We start from the raw sequence: 15,891 nt of genomic DNA on the forward strand, positions 1-15,891 counted from the left end.
GGGGAGAACGGAAAGGACACAAACAGAACACCTATTTACCCAGGAACTTTTGCTGTCCTATCCTACCCCTACAGGGATTATTTCTATTAGGATCATGGTCCTTTGCTTACTCTAAGCTATATTTATATTATGTAAACTGGAGCCCAAAACTATCAATCGGTTAATGAATGAAATCGGTTTAAAATGCATGGTACGCCTGAAGAAGTACCGTTCATCTAAAGGAAATGTAGGCAAAATCGCTCCGAACGGTTTAAATCGCGATTTCTCTGCCGAGAAAATGAATCAAAAATGGGTAACCGACGTCACAGAATTCCACCTGTTCGGTGAGAAACGTTACCTTTCTCCAGTACTTGATTTGTGTAATGGCGAAATTATAGCGTATACCGTCATGAAACGTCCTGTTTACAAATTGGTGGTCGATATGTTAGATCAAGCGATTGAACGTATTCAGCTAGGAGAACAAGTAATTCTACATTCAAATCAAGGTTGGCATTATCAAATGAAACAGTATCAAAAAACATTAGAACAACACCAGATTAAACAGAGGATGTCCCGAAAGGGTAACTGTTTGGATAACGCAGTTATGGAAAATTTCTTTGGCTTATTAAAGTCAGAACTCCTTTATCTACAGGAATTTGACAGTATTGAACATTTTGAAAGGGAATTAGCAGACTATATTTACTATTACAATCACAAACGAATGAAGGCAAAATTAAAAGACCTGAGTCCGGTGGAGTACCGAACTCAGGTCTTAAAAGTTGCATAAAAATATTTGTCTAACTTTATTGGGTCAGATCAAAGTGCTCATTTTTTTTAACAATGTGGTAAGAAATATATCAGGAATACCTGTCCCCTATGTTAAAGTTGGCATACTCAGTGATGAAGATAACTTAACGCTTATCTTTTCAATTAAGAAATATATTCTAACCAACACTCTAATTAGGGCTGTCATTATGACTCTTAATGAAGTATTCAAAAACATCCCTCCACATTGAACTTTAGTGTTATTAAACAATAACACTAAAGTTATTATACCCTTTAAAACATATCAATACATTTTCCTTGGTTGTTAATTCGTATATAGAAGTAATAAATTTTATCTTCTCAGAAGTTTTTAACAAATAAAATTTTTGTTATTGGTTAACATACTTATGAAAAGTTAGGAGGGATAAAAAAATGGAACAGATCAATAACCAAGAAAAAATTAATGCTTCAGAATATGGTATCATCTGGTCGCAATATATTAATGATACTATGTCACGTTGTGTTCTTCGCTATTTATTAAATGATGCCAAAGATGAAGATACTCGTGCTTTACTTCAATTTGCCTTACAATTATCAGAAACCCATATAGAAAAAGTGAAACAGTTTTTAACTGAAGAAAATTATCCTATTCCAATAGGGTTCACAGATGAAGATGTAACCGTAAATGCCCCTACTTTATTTACGGATACATTTAAGGTTGTTTATTTGCAAATTATGGCGATACACGGTATGACGAGATATGCAGGTGCTACAAGTGTCAGTATACGTGAGGATGTCAGAAAATATTTAATTGAATGTACTTCTCAAACATTGGAATTATATGATAGGGTAACTACCGTCGCCTTATCTAAGGGAATTCTTAGTAAACCTCCTACATTAAATAATAAACAAAAGATTGATTTTATTAGGAAACAAAACTATTTGACTGGTTGGTTCGGAAAGCGAAGACCGATAAATGCAATCGAAATCAGTGGTGCACATCTGAATATGCAAAAAACTATGGTGAAAATGGTTTTAGAGTTAGGATTCAGCCAAGTATGCCAATCTAAAGAAGTACGAGAGTATTTCGAACGTGCTCGAAAACTTTGTAAAAGACACTTTCATATACTAGGTTTAATGTTAGAAGAGGAGAATCTCCATGAACCAAGGATATTTGAATCAGAAGTAACCGATTCAACCGTACCTCCCTTTTCTGATAAGCTTATGCTTTTCCATATAGCAACACTACTATCTGCCGCACTTGGTTATTATGGGGAGGCTTTATCAATGTGTCAAAGAAGAGACTTGTCGGCTGATTACGCACGAATGAATATGGAAATTGCATTAATTGCAGAAGATGGTATTAATCTTTTAATAGAAAATGGATGGATGGAACAACCTCCTACTGCCACCGACCACGAAAACTTAGCGAAGGATTAAAACAATGTGGATGCAAAAGAACGATTATTTTGGTGCATCGCTTTTCCGAGGTTTGCTCAATAACTGAATGTAAAATACTTCAAAGGGATAAATATTTATATTATTTGTTATTAATGTTAAATCTCATTTTAATGAAGTAATCATACATAGTTTTAACGGTGAAATTGAAAAAGCGATTGACTAAACCGAATATCAATGGATTATGTTTTATCCTTGTGTATACTTTTTTTATATATGGGATGCTTATAAAGATGCAGTGGAGATAAGGAACCATATTTTTTCATATCATTTGTTCTTTCAGCATATTTTGTTACTTTGGGATTATTCGGCGAAAGTAAAATTATTTGGAATAATGCTGGGAACAGTTTGGATTCCTATGCGAGGCGTAATTCCTGGAGTTATTCTGGGAATACTGCTAAAAAAGTTATTAAAGAAACAATTATTAAACTGTATGTATACCGTAAAGGAATCGAAAGGGAATAACCAACCTAGCGGTGTTCCCTTAATTTTATGTCAAAATCAACATAGCCAGCAAGATAAATGTGATATGTAACTAAAGGGGGCTATAGTTTAAAATTCGGCTAAAATATAGCCGGCTTTTTTCTTTTTGAGCTAATGGGTTAGAGGAATTAATTGAAAATTATCATTAATATGAACGCAAACAGGCAGGGGGTAGGTGTTGCATTTAATATTGCAATTTAGGATTATCTTTAAAATCTATTTTATCAAATATAGTATTTGTATTTGTAAATTGTATTTTCCTTTCGATAACATCTACGCGAATTCCTGTCGGTCAGCGATTTCGATGGGGCGCTCCTCAATACTGCGGCCTAGGACTCTTTTGTTTTACGGGTCTTCAGTTTTTTAGTATTCAGGCGGACTTTTATGGGCAGGTCAATGTTTTTGACTGCAATGAACCTCTGTCAATATAGTTGTAAAGGGTCTTAGTACAGACTTGGAAACTTTCAAACAGGTGTTGGTGTTTGGCTCGGCTGCAGACGGCATCAGGTGACCATTCTTCCTTGCGGATTTTCTTCTCGGCAAACCGATGAAATCCGCTGCCTTTCGATGGCCTTTTTGGAGTAGAAGTTATAGTATTGGAAAGTGAGACGCCGGCAGCTGCACAAAGGTGACGAACATGTCCTTCACCCCGTATTTTTCAATGACGGAATGGATGAGGATAAATTTTTGGTCTGCGCTAACGTTAACCCCTCTATTTCATCCCCCTTTCTGCGAACCCTATCTTTTTTAAAGTGTCTACTCTACAGGGTACAGATTATACTACTCTTGCTTCTTTTTTGTTACTTAAGTTTCTTGTAATAGTACTTAGTTGCTTGTGTGTATAAAGTTGAAACAGGTGGAGCGGGAACTTAATTATTTCTCCTTTTCATTTTGTTTAATTCTAAATAAAGTCAAATTCACTATAAACTATATTTTCCCACCAGAATTATCTTGCTTTTTTATTTTTCTAGCCACGCACTATCTAGTACCACCTCAACTTTCTGCTTTACCACTATTTGTGATACGGTTCTCCCCGGTTAATCCGAAATGCCCTGTATATCTGCTCGACCAATATCAGCCTCATGAGCTGGTGCGGGAAGGTCATTTTTGAAAAAGAAAGCTCTTCATTTGCACGATTCAGGACCTTGTCGCTGAGCCCTAGAGAACCGCCTATTACAAATGCTATTTTACTTTTTCCATAGGTTGCAAGTTTATCGAGTGTATTCGCCAGCTCTTCGGAAGAGCGCATCTTACCATTTATAGCTAAGGCAATGACATGTACATCATCGCCAATTTTAGCGAGTATTCTTTCCCCTTCCTTTTGTTTGACCTGCTCCATTTCCGTTTCACTTAATTCCTCAGGAGCTTTTTCATCGGCAACTTCCATCACTTCTACCTTTGCATAGGCAGTCATTCTCTTTAGATATTCGTCTATTCCTTGTTTTAAATATTTTTCTTTTAACTTCCCAACCGTAACAATAGATATATTCACAATCCACAGCCCTTTACAAAAAGATTACAAACAGTTTACAAACAAGATATCCACAGGGTTTATCCACATATCCACATTTTTTATCCACATCTTGTATGGGATCATTTGTTTGCTACAATATATACAGCCATATTTCGACAATATTCACAGGCTGTTGATAAATTATCCACATCAATTTTCGTCATCAACGGAAAGGTTTCATACTCATCCACGATCGTATCAAGGGCTTGCTCTATATGTTCTTTACAGCAATAAATCAACTTTTATTCATCTCCTAAATCTCTTTTTCTTTTTCTTATTGTACACTATTCTTCTACAAGACATGCTTTTCTGCTTATCCACAATATAACCTGGAAACGATAATATCATCTTGCGAAAAAAGTTATCAACAAAAGAACAAATAAAAGGCGCAAGCGCCCTGTTCAGATGATGAAAGGCTAAATACGCCACGTCCTGTGCCAACGCCTTTCTGACCCACGTCCTGTGGGCCTCCAACAGGCATAAGACGAATCACGTAGTCATCCTCGGAAAAGCTAAAGCTTTTCCTTCGTGCGATGCGGATGCTTCCGAAGCGTTCCTTGTCCTGATTTCTGAAGTGATTTGGCTTATGACCCCAAGCTGTTCGAATCATCACCTATCAGTCATGATCCTCACAAGATATTCAGAGAAGCTTATTCTCGAGGAAAACTGGCTGGGCGCTGGAGCTGGATTACAATAACCTAGTTCGGAGTTACGCTCATGGTGAAAATCTATAATTTCCTAAATGACAAAAAAAGGAGGCATTCATGCCCCCTCATTTCTTTTACAGACTTTCACCTGATAATTTAAGTGTAGCTTCCTGTAATTTACCTTCTCGATAAAATTTCAATTTCATTTTATCGCCGACTTTTTTATCAGTATACAAATGCTTGCGAAGTTCAAGAACATCTTTTACCTTTTTTCCATCAAGCTCAACAATAACGTCCATTTCCTTTAGTCCAGCTTTGTCTGCCGGTGAGCCTGGAACTACCTGGCGAATGGCAATACCATAATCAACGTCCTTTGGCAGCTTGAGTGCTTCCTGCTGATAATAAGCTGGAATTTCATTTACTGATTTTAAATCAAGTCCCATATATGGACGTTTTACATTACCATACTTTTCTAAGTCATTAATAATTGGTATAGCAGAATTGATTGGAATGGAAAGTCCAATTCCTTCAACCGCATTCTGTGCAATTTTCATTGAGTTAATTCCAATAACCTGTCCAGCTGCATTTACTAGAGCGCCGCCACTGTTACCAGGATTAATAGCAGCATCAGTCTGGATAACCTCTGACTGCCAATCTACTACTCCATCCTGGTTTATATCAACTGGAATCGTTCTCTGCAAACCAGATACAATTCCTTTTGTTACAGAACCTGAAAATGTTGTACCTAGTGGATTTCCGATTGCGATAACAGGTTCACCTGGCTTTAATTTATCTGAATTACCAAACTCAGCAACTTTTTTTATCTTGGCGGCATCAATCTCCAGAACGGCTAAATCTGTTAATACGTCGCTGCCAAGCAGCTTTGCTGGAACCTTTGATCCATCCGTAAAAGTTACTTCGAGCCTTGTTGCATCTTCAACAACATGATGATTTGTTACTACATATGCTTTATTTCCAGCTTTTTTATAAATAACCCCAGATCCAGTACCTGCAGCTTGTTCCTGTCCCTGCTGATCCTGCTGTCCCTGTTGATCCTGCTGTCCATCGGACCAGAAGCCATTGCCTCCTCCGCTGGTTGATTGGATATTGGTAACACCCACAACTGCACCGCCTGCTTTATTAACAGCCTTTGTAGTGTCATTTTCAACATCCAATGAAACCTTTTGAGTTACAGGCTTACTCGTATCTGGAATAGCTGATTGATCTGCGACCTGCTGCTCTGATGACTGAATTTTATATGGAAGGACACCATAATCGGATAATGCAGGCGTTGCAAGAACTACGAGTAAAGCACCAATAATTGCTCCTGAAAGACTTGGGAGAAAAATTCCGCCTCTCCTTTGTGGTTTAGGCTCCTTGTAACGACTTTGATCATCCTGGTCATAATAACCCATTCTATACCATCCCTCTCTTTTAAAAGAATAGCTAAGTTTTATTCTTGCTCTATACCCATCATTATACTCTTTCGTATCCAATTTTCTAAAAAAATGGCTATCTTTATGACTTTTTTAAACGTTTGTTCATAATTTAGTCTTACTTTTCATGAACCTTCGTATATTTACAAAATTAAAGACTGACTGATATGATAAATTAAATGAAAAAGGGGGAAGAATCGGTGAAAATAATCATTTTAGGCCCGGAAAATGCAGGATTATATAGAGATATCCGTTTGCAAGCATTAAAGGACCATCCGGAAGCATTTAGTTCAAGTTTTGAAGAAGAATCAGCATACACCCTGGAACGGTTCTCAAGCAGATTAAATGAAGACTTTATTTTCACCTTTGGCGCCTTAATGGAGGATCAATTAATCGGGACTGTTACACTGGCAACAGAACGAAGAAACAAACTGAAACACAGAGCAAATATTGCAGCGATGTATGTTGATCCTGAATACCGACGATCCGGAACAGGAAAAAAATTGATGGAGGAAGCAATCAAGAAGGCTAAGGAGCTTGAAGGGATTGAACAGATATATTTATCTGTTACTTCCACCAATGAAGCCGCTAAAAAGCTTTACCTGTCATTAGGCTTTACAACCTACGGCAAAGATATTAAAGCTTTAAAAATAAATAACCGATACTACGATGAAGACCTCATGGCAATATATTTTTAAATAAAGATCTTTTAAGAGATGCTGATTTATCGAAAGCGATTTCGACTAGAAACTATTCCATTTTCCTTCATGCGGGGCTTATTACGAGGTTGCTAGTTCAATGTCCTGCGGGCAATCAACAGGCAAGTCCAACAGAGCCTTTTATAAAACAATGTCAAAAAAAAAGGAATGCGAGCAGTTTGCTCACATTCCTTTAATATTTTTATACAGCAGTTAAAATTGTTGGTGTTTTTGCGTCCGTATCATAAATGTCAAACTGTTCACCAATCTTTATTCCTTGGCTTTCGAGCGTCTGTGCTACGGACATTCGTGCCAGTTCTTTCATATTATTATCCAGACTTAAGTGGGCCAGGTAGATTTTTTTCGTATGATCCCCTGCTACATCACTCATGGCAATGGCAGCATCCTCGTTGGATACATGGCCAACATCGCTTAGAATCCTTCTCTTAATATTCCATGGATAACGGCCCATTCTTAGCATTTGGACATCATGGTTGCTTTCAAAGACATATGTGTCGGCATTGGAAATGATCCCCTTCATCCGGTCACTTACATATCCTGTATCAGTAATAAGCACAAGCTTTTTGTCACCATTATGGAAGACATAAAACATTGGCTCCGCGGCATCATGTGAAACCCCAAATGACTCAATGTCTGTTGATCCAAAGCTTTTAACTGTTTCCATATTGAAAACAAATTTTTGCTCAACAGGCACTTCACCAATTAATCCGTCCATTGCCTGCCAAGTTTTTTCATTGGCGAAAACCGGAAGCTTGTACTTTCTTGCAACAACACCTAAACCCTTTATATGATCACTGTGCTCATGAGTAACAAAGATGCCGGAAAGCTTGCTCATATCACGGTCTATCTTTTGAAAAAGACCTTCCATTTGCTTTCCGCTTAACCCTGCATCTACTAAAAAAGAATGCTGATCCGACTCTATATAAATCGCATTTCCTGTACTCCCGCTCGCAAGAACACTAAAATGCAAAGACATATTCATTCACTCCACTACATTTTTTTCTTGGCTGTTAAATCTATAACTTGCCCTTCAAATCCGTTGACATATAAACTCTTTTTGTCATCCACAACAAAATGCCAGGTTGGTGCCATTACTTGTGATGCCGCCAGTGGTATAAGAGTGGAGTAACCCAATTCTACCTTTGTAACCTTGCTTTTGGGCTTAAGAAGCCCTTGCTTATGAAGTGTCTCCATCGCCTCTAGGGCCTGCTGGATTTCTTCTTTGTGCTTCATTTTCTCAATGCTTTCCAGATACGTTTGCTCATATGAGATAATCTGATTTTTATCATTAAAAGTTAATTTTACCATAGCACTATCATTTTCAAAAAAAGGTCTGCCTTCAAATACCTGATAGTATATGATTTCCTTTTTATCCCTATCTAGTTTTCCATATTGATAGTGATCCGGATAAAGTATATTTTCCTTTAAAAAAGCATCGACGTCAGACGGCTGTATCTTGTCAGGTAATTGAAAAGGATCCCTTAATTTTGAATAAATTTCCTTGTTTTCTTCAAGCAGTGTAACCGCCTGTCCCTCAAGTTTTTCTGTATCTGTCTGCTTAAAGTTTTTCGTCTTCGCACTTATATATTGGTCCTTTAGAGGCACCTTTGGCATGTCCACATACTTTATTTCATCTGCTTTTAATTTATCTTCAGGAGAGGCTTCTGTAATAAATTCGTATTTATTTGTATCAGTAATCGATAAGAATTGGTATAACAGATAAACATCCAAAATGAGGAAGGTTAAAATAAAGATGGTCTTAATCTTACTCCAATCCACTCTTCAAACCTCCCAAGTCCTCAGAAGTGACTTCTCCCCAAGAGCCATTATATTGATAAAACCAGGTTGGCTCTAGTGTAATTAGTTGTTCTGATTTCAGATCCTTTTGCATCTGATATCCAAGGACTATATCCTCTAAATGACTGATTTTAAAGTTCTTTTTTATCTGCAGATATTCCAATACCTGATGGCCGGAAGGACGAGAAACATTAACCATTTCAGACTGAATGGCAAAATCAAGAGCTATGCTCGGCCTGATATATTTGTTTATTTCATTTCTTCCCCATACTTCCGTAATTTCAGACATTCCTCTTTCATTAAAAACTGGATACCCTTCAGTACTATATAGCCTGAATGTCACCTTTTGATTAAGCTCATCCATTGAAACGTACCTGTAGGAATCAGTCCATCCCCCATGGCCATTAACAAAGTCAATACTTTTATTCAAAAGATCATAGGAATTTCCAACATACGTATTATTTTCAGTTGGATTAACATATGTGAGTATGTTAGTTGAATCATCGATATTCATTTTACTAGAGTCATTTGTATACTCTTCCCCTCCATCGATCACACTTTTTCGTACAAAGCTTGGATCGCGGAACAAGGCTTCCTTGAATAATTCTGAATCAAGCTTAGCGGGAAGATATTTGTAAATCAGCATATTGGTTTCTTTCTCTGGCAGGTAGATGGTCCGCCTGTCAGTAGGTTTAAACGCAAAATATGCCGGATAATTCGTCGCATTTTTAAAGAAGTTTTTATTAAAATCATTTAAAAAGGAAATAGGGATCTGGCTGGAATATACCTGCTGAGTTTCAGAAGAAACAAAGTATACACTTCCGTATTCCTTGTTGGAACTGTCCATATTAACCACTATTCTATCAAAGTTTAAAGGTGGAATTTTCTTCTGGTCAATATTGAGGATATTCCGGTAAATTTCAACCGGGACCTTTGCAGGAAAAACGATTTCAACTGCCCGGCCCTTTTCAGGTAAATCCTTTATACTTCCAGCCTTATCTGAGTTGTTCTTTACATCAGAAACCACCCACCGGCCAATTTCCCTCACAAGCCTGTCAATTTCCAGACTGTTTTCGGTACCAAAATGCTTTCCATTTACATGGAAATATATCCTGTCCGGCTTGACAATTTTCTTTAACTCTTTTTGTTCACTAATAGAAACCTGTTCAACGTAATTTTTATTATCTATCGTTTTAAAATCGGGCTGATATGTCCACAGATTCCATGTTAAAATGATGCTGAACAATACCAAAAAAATCAAAATGGCAGATTTTATATTTTCATATCTCATTCCCATTCATCCTCATCAGACCGTTCATATGGAAGGGTAAAAGCAATCTCAGTTCCTTTTCCTTCCTTACTGTTTGCCCAGATTCTTCCCCCATGGGCCTCAACCATCTCTTTGGCGATCGCAAGACCAAGTCCTGTTCCGCCCAGTTTTCTTGTCCGGGCCTTATCAACCCTGTAAAAACGTTCAAATATTTTTCCAATATTCTCTTTTGGAATCCCCATACCCTGGTCTTTAACACTCACAAGAATATGGTCTTCCCTTTCCTCAACAGTGAAGGTTAACTGGCCTCCTTCCGGAGAGTACTTCAATGCATTCGAAATGATATTATAAAGAACTTGAGTGAGTTTATCCTCATCAATTTCTACAAACATTCGTGCATCTGGCAAATTTCTCTTAAAAGAAATACTTTCATCTTTGGTTAATTCAAACCTGTCAATAATCCTATCAAAGAAATCGACAAAATCGACCCATTCCTTTGTTAGTCGATAATCTCTGCTGTCCATTTTGGAAAGCTGGAGCAGATCATTAACAAGACGAATCATCCGCTCTGTCTCATTTTGTGTAACCTCGAGGAAGTTAGGCGCAATTTCTTCATCCTTCCATGCTCCCTCAGCTAAAGCCTCCAAATAGCTTCTCATGGTTGTCAAAGGTGTTCTTAACTCATGAGACACATTCGCTACGAATTCTCTTCTCTCGGCATCAATTTTTTCCTGGTCGGTAATATCATGCAGAACAGTAATCAATCCATTTACAAAGCCTGTTTCTTTTTGTATGACTGATAAATTGGCCCTTAGAACGTAAGGTTTATTTTTTGTACTATAGTTCAGAATTAAGGAATCGTTCACTTCCAATAAATCCTCAAAGGTGTAATCCTCCTCGACATCAAGCAAGGACACGATTGGCTGTGATAGTACTGTTTCACGTGAAACACCCAGCATTTCGGCTGCTGGGTCATTTATCAAAATAACACGGCCTTTTCTATCAGTTGCAATAACCCCATCAGTCATGTACGAAAGGACGGAGGAAAGCTTCCTTCTCTCGCCTTCTGTCGTTGCCTGGGCTTCCTGCAATTTTTTAGTCAAGTTATTAAAGGTCATGGCCAGCGTTCCTATTTCATCATTGCCATAAACTTTTACTTTCCTTGAAAAGTTCCCTTTAGCCATTGCCAGGGCTTGCTTTTTCATATCGGAAATTGGCTTAGTGATCGTCTGGGCAAGCAAAATACCAAGAACTGCCGTTATTACTAATGCAATAGCCGTGCCGTTGATAAATATACTGTTGATCGTTTTCATCTGTTCAAAAACACTTTCAATTTTTGCAACAAGATAAATGGCACCGATGACTTTGTGACCGGATTTTATTGGGGAGGACAACACCCAAATCCGGTTTCCAGTCTGCCGGTCAATCATAATGCTGCTTTGCTCTTCTTCCATGACAATTGAACGCTTTACCCTAAGTTCCGTTGTTCTTTGTCCAACGATTCCCTGATTATTGGCTTCTGAGGTACCCAGTACTTTTAGAGATTGTGCGTCTATGACCCTAACCTCTGTAATATCCCCTGCTGCAAAGTCTCTCAGCATCTTTTTTACATCATCTTCAAGAGGCGGATCTTCCTTAGTACGGTCCTTATCCATTGCCTGTACGACATTATAGGCGAGCAGGTTAACTCGTTCTTTTATGGATGTCTGGAAATTTGTACGAAGGGTCTCTTCCAGCTGGCGCACAAAATAAACCCCAATAATCTGCATGGCAATCAGAATGAGCAAAACGTATATAATAACGAATTTAAGATGGATGGATTTGAAAAAACCTACTTTTCTCATTCCAGCCCATTACTCCTGTTCTGGATTGCGCAAATAGTACCCGACTCCTCTTCGGGTTACAATCCATGCCGGATGACTAGGGCTGTCTTCTATTTTTTCACGCAATCTTCTTACGGTAACATCAACTGTCCTTACGTCTCCGTAGTAATCATATCCCCAGACAGTTTGCAATAAATGTTCTCTTGTCATAACCTGTCCAATATGTTTGGCAAGATAATGTAATAATTCAAACTCACGATGGGTAAGTTCTATTGTTTCACCACGTTTTGAAACTACATAAGCATCCGGATGGATAGTAAGTGAACCAATTTCAATCTCATTTGATTCTTCTTCAATACCAGCTTGAGATGCAGCCTGATGGCGGCGCAGATTGGCTTTTACACGTGCGATTAGTTCCCTGGTGCTAAATGGCTTTGTTACATAGTCATCTGCTCCAAGCTCTAGTCCAAGAACTTTATCAATTTCTGAATCCTTAGCTGTCAGCATAATGATTGGCATTTCGTATTTTTTCCGGACCTCCCGGCAAACCTCCATGCCATCTCTTTGCGGAAGCATAATATCCAGCAGGATTAAGTCCGGCTGCACTTCCTCCACCATGCTGATAGCAGAATTTCCATCATATGCGCAATAAACATCGTAGCCTTCTTTTTTTAAGTTGAACTGCAAAATATCTGCAATTGGTTTTTCATCGTCAACGACAAGAATCTTTTTCTCCATGGCCCCTGTCTCCTTTACCTAAAATAAATCTATTTCATTTCATATGAAAGTAAAAAGTCATATGTCCTCTAGTCTACTTTACCATTTTATACGAATGAATTCACCTTTTAACAAAAGTTGTCAGTGTGATAGAGCACATGTGCAGCGAAGCAACCACCTGAGTAAACTTCCTGCAACGGCTTCTGTGAATAGACGACATGCAGCTTTGCGACGAGCTGAAAATAAGCTTCCTTGAAAAAGCGGTGGCGCAGGAGCACTTAGGTTCGATGTTGACTTATCGTAGGGAGAAGAGGGATGGACACTTGCTGCACCATGTATCACCTAACGGTCATACTTGATGCAAGATAAGCCCGGGATGCTTATCAAGGATGAAAACTCGCTGGAGCTAGACAATTTAAAAGGTAAAACTTTATACTTCATATCAATTGAAAAAGCCTCCAGGTAAACCGGAGACTTTTAATCTAGTTATTTTATTTTACAATGTAATTTAACGGATTTTGAAGAGCTCCATTTTTATAAACTTCAAAGTGAAGATGGATTCCAGTAGCGTCACCGGTTGCTCCCATTACTCCAATTGCTGTTCCTTGCTCAATTTGCTGCCCAGCATGAACACAGAGTGATGCCATATGTCCATAGACTGTACGTAAACCATTTTGATGATCAATTACGACTTTATTGCCATATCCGCCATTATCCCAGCCAGCTGACACAACGACGCCATTGTCTGCCGCTTTAATGGTACGGTCGCTTGGGCGTGCAATATCAATCCCTTTATGCATCTTGCCGTCACGATAACCCAATTTACTGGAAATATAACCGCCAACTGCAGGCCAGGTAAAATGTCCTTGTCCACGGGAGGGAATTACCTTTGTGCCTTTAATGATAATCTTATTGGCTGGCTGAGCCTGAATGAAATCCTGTTGAGTTACCTTTTTCAGAGTACGGCCATTTTGCTGTGAAATCGTATATGTTACCAGCTTGCTCCCAGTCTGCCCTTCCTGCTGTACCTTCGTTTCCCCTTTAGGAAGTGAATTATCTTCTTTTACCTCTGTTTGATAGGCAATCGTTTGTTTCTCGCTTACTTCTTTTTCGACAGCTACCTCTACAAACGGAACTGTTACTGTAATATTTAATTCCTGACCGATTTTAAGTACGGAATCTTCCTGAATGCCAGGATTTAAAACGAGTAAGTCACTTAGCTTAAGATTATTACGATTAGCAATGTCTCCCAGAACATCACCTTCTTGAACTGTATACTTTCTATCCTCTAAAGTACCACGTTCAAGGTAAGTAACGGCATCTTCTGCGTTTAAGATTTTGCTAGCAACAGTTTTATCCTCTTTTACAGATATATTTTTGGTAAAGTGAACGTCTAATATACGAGACTCATTTTCTTTCAACTCTGGCAAAACGGGATTAGAAACTGACTTGCGAGCTTCTAGCTCATCTAACTGTTCCTCTGATACATATGTAAGCTTTAGCTTTTTAACCACATCTTCAGCAGTTTCACTGCTTGCTACGTATACAACAGGCTGGCCATCTACTGCAATGGCAACCGCGTCAACCTGAGGCTCCTGTTTTTCATGTTTTTTTGCTGCATGTTCTTCTATGTAATTAGTTTTTTGAACTGATTCTGCCTTATTACCCGCTTTTATTTTCTTAATAATATCTTTGTGGGTAATAGATCCGATATAAGAATCATTTAAATATGTATTTGACTGTGTTGTATTATTTTCAGCAAGTACTGCATAATCCACACTAAAAGTTAGAGCGGCGGCAGCAAGGATCATTACTGCAGTTTTTTTGATAAAAGAAGCTGCTTTTTTTAATTTGGGCAACATTTTACTAAGACCTTTCATATATATCCTCCCTAATACAAAGAAACAAAATCTCTATTCTAGTTCTTTTTATCTATTAAAAACTTTACCATAAAAATTCCTGAATAAATTATATGTTCGGTGAATGTAACAAAAATGTATATTAACTTACATTTTTATACATTTGATGGAAGGAAAATAGAAGTTAAAAGATGACGTTTAAAAGAGAAAACCCTTTCAATACCAAGGGTTGAGAAGGATTTAGTCAGTATAACCCTAAATTAGACAAATTACCTTATATTTGGAAGATATATGGATTATTTTTTGCAAAATGATTACAAATTGAAAAAATAAATAAAAAGACCTGTTTTCAAATCTATTATATTGGGTAATATTTGAAAATCTTGTGACTTCCTGGGCCAAATAAACAAAAAACTGTCTCATTTTACTGAGACAGTTTTTTTCGTAATGGCTCGGGACGGAATCGAACCGCCGACACAAGGATTTTCAGTCCTTTGCTCTACCGACTGAGCTACCGAGCCAATTATGTATGGCGGTCCCGACCGGGATCGAACCGGCGATCTCCTGCGTGACAGGCAGGCATGTTAACCGCTACACCACGGGACCATTTTATAAAATAAGTTATTTCCATGCTCTTATATCCTATAACACTGTCTATTCCTCTTCCAGAGTATTCATAGAAGCGGATGCGTCGAGACAACTCGCTGCTGTTCCACTGTAGCTTTGCTGGTTGCTACACCACGGGACCATTATTAATGTTTTTTGCAAGTTTAAAATAGATATGACCCCTACGGGATTCGAACCCGTGTTACCGCCGTGAAAGGGCGGTGTCTTAACCGCTTGACCAAGGGGCCATGCAAAAAAACATGGTGAGCCATGAAGGACTCGAACCTTCGACCCTCTGATTAAAAGTCAGATGCTCTACCAACTGAGCTAATGGCTCTTATTAAGAGATTACCTAATCTATTACTAATATTAGGTTTGTCTGCCAAGTTTTTAACTCTCTCAGCGACGTTTTTTATAATATCATATAAACTTAAAATGATGCAACCCTTTTTAAAAAGTTTTTTAAAAAAGGAAGTTCAGAGAGAAAATAGATTAGGACGGCCATATACTCTCGGGGTATACAACCAATTTATTTACTAATTTTTTAAAGTTTTCAGTTTAAATAAGCCCTTTTATTCTAGAAATAGTAAAATAGACACCTGTTTTTACTCTAAAAATAACTTTTTTCATAAAAAAGGGGCTAGTTTATAACTGAATACTCTCTTCTGTATCCTTTTGAGTACAGGTTTTCGCAAGGAATGCACGAGTTTTCGTAAAGAATGCACGATTCTCCCCAAAGAATGATTGAGTCCATATAATTGTGTAAAAAGAAAGAGTCATTTTATTCACTCTTGGCAACACTGTTTTCAACGACGATAA

Annotated in this window: 11 protein-coding genes, 4 tRNA genes and 2 pseudogenes; 3 read left to right on the forward strand and 14 right to left on the reverse strand. The window is 37.9% G+C overall.

The window, feature by feature from the left end; translation table 11 throughout:
• Positions 1-136: 136 nt before the first annotated feature.
• A pseudogene (locus tag G8761_RS06530) lies at positions 137-766 on the forward strand (IS3 family transposase); the annotation flags it as partial.
• Positions 767-1,176: 410 nt separating this feature from the next.
• Positions 1,177-2,184 carry a DUF3231 family protein gene (locus G8761_RS06535; RefSeq protein WP_166024822.1) on the forward strand — a complete coding sequence of 336 codons (1,008 nt, stop codon included), beginning with the start codon at positions 1,177-1,179 and terminating at the stop codon, positions 2,182-2,184.
• Positions 2,185-2,964: 780 nt separating this feature from the next.
• On the opposite strand, the pseudogene G8761_RS28005 reads toward G8761_RS06535, so the two are convergent.
• The 4 genes and pseudogenes from G8761_RS28005 to G8761_RS06555 all read right to left on the reverse strand — a co-directional run.
• A pseudogene (locus tag G8761_RS28005) lies at positions 2,965-3,238 on the reverse strand (IS30 family transposase); the annotation flags it as partial.
• A gap of 459 nt (positions 3,239-3,697) precedes the next feature.
• Positions 3,698-4,177, reverse strand: a complete 480-nt coding sequence (rlmH, locus tag G8761_RS06545; protein WP_166024824.1) for a 23S rRNA (pseudouridine(1915)-N(3))-methyltransferase RlmH — start codon at positions 4,175-4,177, stop codon at positions 3,698-3,700.
• A gap of 101 nt (positions 4,178-4,278) precedes the next feature.
• Entirely contained in the window at positions 4,279-4,437 is a 159-nt protein-coding gene (locus tag G8761_RS06550; RefSeq protein ID WP_166024826.1) for a CxxH/CxxC protein, read from the reverse strand.
• Positions 4,438-4,979: 542 nt separating this feature from the next.
• Positions 4,980-6,260 (reverse strand): S1C family serine protease, encoded by a 1,281-nt coding sequence (locus G8761_RS06555; protein ID WP_166024828.1) that lies wholly within the window; start codon positions 6,258-6,260, stop codon positions 4,980-4,982.
• A gap of 221 nt (positions 6,261-6,481) precedes the next feature.
• Between G8761_RS06555 and G8761_RS06560 the strand changes: the two genes are divergently transcribed.
• Entirely contained in the window at positions 6,482-6,979 is a 498-nt protein-coding gene (locus tag G8761_RS06560) for a GNAT family N-acetyltransferase (RefSeq protein WP_166024830.1), read from the forward strand.
• A gap of 202 nt (positions 6,980-7,181) precedes the next feature.
• Here the strand turns inward: G8761_RS06560 and G8761_RS06565 are convergent, their stop codons facing one another.
• From G8761_RS06565 to G8761_RS06610, 10 genes are all read right to left on the reverse strand, one after another.
• Positions 7,182-7,976 (reverse strand): MBL fold metallo-hydrolase, encoded by a 795-nt coding sequence (locus G8761_RS06565; RefSeq protein ID WP_166024832.1) that lies wholly within the window; start codon positions 7,974-7,976, stop codon positions 7,182-7,184.
• Between the two features lie 14 nt (positions 7,977-7,990).
• Positions 7,991-8,779, reverse strand: coding sequence for a two-component system regulatory protein YycI (locus tag G8761_RS06570; protein WP_166024834.1), 789 nt, complete (start codon positions 8,777-8,779; stop codon positions 7,991-7,993).
• The gene (locus G8761_RS06575) at positions 8,766-10,088 is read right to left on the reverse strand and encodes a YycH family regulatory protein (protein WP_166024836.1); all 1,323 of its coding nucleotides are present in this window, start codon (positions 10,086-10,088) and stop codon (positions 8,766-8,768) included. The genes G8761_RS06570 and G8761_RS06575 overlap by 14 nt, the downstream gene beginning before the upstream one ends.
• Complete coding sequence (walK, locus tag G8761_RS06580; RefSeq protein ID WP_166024838.1) at positions 10,085-11,911, reverse strand: cell wall metabolism sensor histidine kinase WalK; 1,827 nt, start codon at positions 11,909-11,911, stop codon at positions 10,085-10,087. The genes G8761_RS06575 and walK overlap by 4 nt, the downstream gene beginning before the upstream one ends.
• 9 nt (positions 11,912-11,920) lie before the next feature.
• Positions 11,921-12,628: a response regulator YycF gene (gene yycF / locus G8761_RS06585; RefSeq protein WP_166024840.1), complete on the reverse strand. Its 708-nt coding sequence runs from the start codon at positions 12,626-12,628 to the stop codon at positions 11,921-11,923.
• A gap of 470 nt (positions 12,629-13,098) precedes the next feature.
• Complete coding sequence (locus tag G8761_RS06590) at positions 13,099-14,487, reverse strand: peptidoglycan DD-metalloendopeptidase family protein (RefSeq protein WP_243449913.1); 1,389 nt, start codon at positions 14,485-14,487, stop codon at positions 13,099-13,101.
• A 427-nt stretch (positions 14,488-14,914) separates the two neighbouring features.
• Positions 14,915-14,987: transfer RNA gene (locus G8761_RS06595), tRNA-Phe, on the reverse strand.
• Between the two features lie 9 nt (positions 14,988-14,996).
• A tRNA-Asp gene (locus G8761_RS06600) sits at positions 14,997-15,072 on the reverse strand.
• Between the two features lie 176 nt (positions 15,073-15,248).
• A tRNA-Glu gene (locus G8761_RS06605) sits at positions 15,249-15,320 on the reverse strand.
• 13 nt (positions 15,321-15,333) lie between these two features.
• Positions 15,334-15,409: transfer RNA gene (locus G8761_RS06610), tRNA-Lys, on the reverse strand.
• Between the last annotated feature and the right edge of the window lie 482 nt (positions 15,410-15,891).

The organism is Neobacillus terrae, from assembly GCF_011393025.1.
In the GTDB taxonomy this organism is placed as follows: Bacteria; Bacillota; Bacilli; order Bacillales; family Cytobacillaceae; genus Neobacillus_A; species Neobacillus_A terrae.

What these genes read in the sequence shown, in the direction of transcription:
- G8761_RS06535 (WP_166024822.1), top strand. Translation starts at nt 1,177, where the DNA reads ATGGAACAGATCAATAACCAAGAAAAAATTAATGCTTCAGAATATGGT.
- G8761_RS06555 (WP_166024828.1), bottom strand. Translation starts at nt 6,260, where the DNA reads ATGGGTTATTATGACCAGGATGATCAAAGTCGTTACAAGGAGCCTAAA.
- G8761_RS06565 (WP_166024832.1), bottom strand. Translation starts at nt 7,976, where the DNA reads ATGTCTTTGCATTTTAGTGTTCTTGCGAGCGGGAGTACAGGAAATGCG.
- G8761_RS06575 (WP_166024836.1), bottom strand. Translation starts at nt 10,088, where the DNA reads ATGAGATATGAAAATATAAAATCTGCCATTTTGATTTTTTTGGTATTG.
- walK (WP_166024838.1), bottom strand. Translation starts at nt 11,911, where the DNA reads ATGAGAAAAGTAGGTTTTTTCAAATCCATCCATCTTAAATTCGTTATT.
- yycF (WP_166024840.1), bottom strand. Translation starts at nt 12,628, where the DNA reads ATGGAGAAAAAGATTCTTGTCGTTGACGATGAAAAACCAATTGCAGAT.
- G8761_RS06590 (WP_243449913.1), bottom strand. Translation starts at nt 14,487, where the DNA reads ATGAAAGGTCTTAGTAAAATGTTGCCCAAATTAAAAAAAGCAGCTTCT.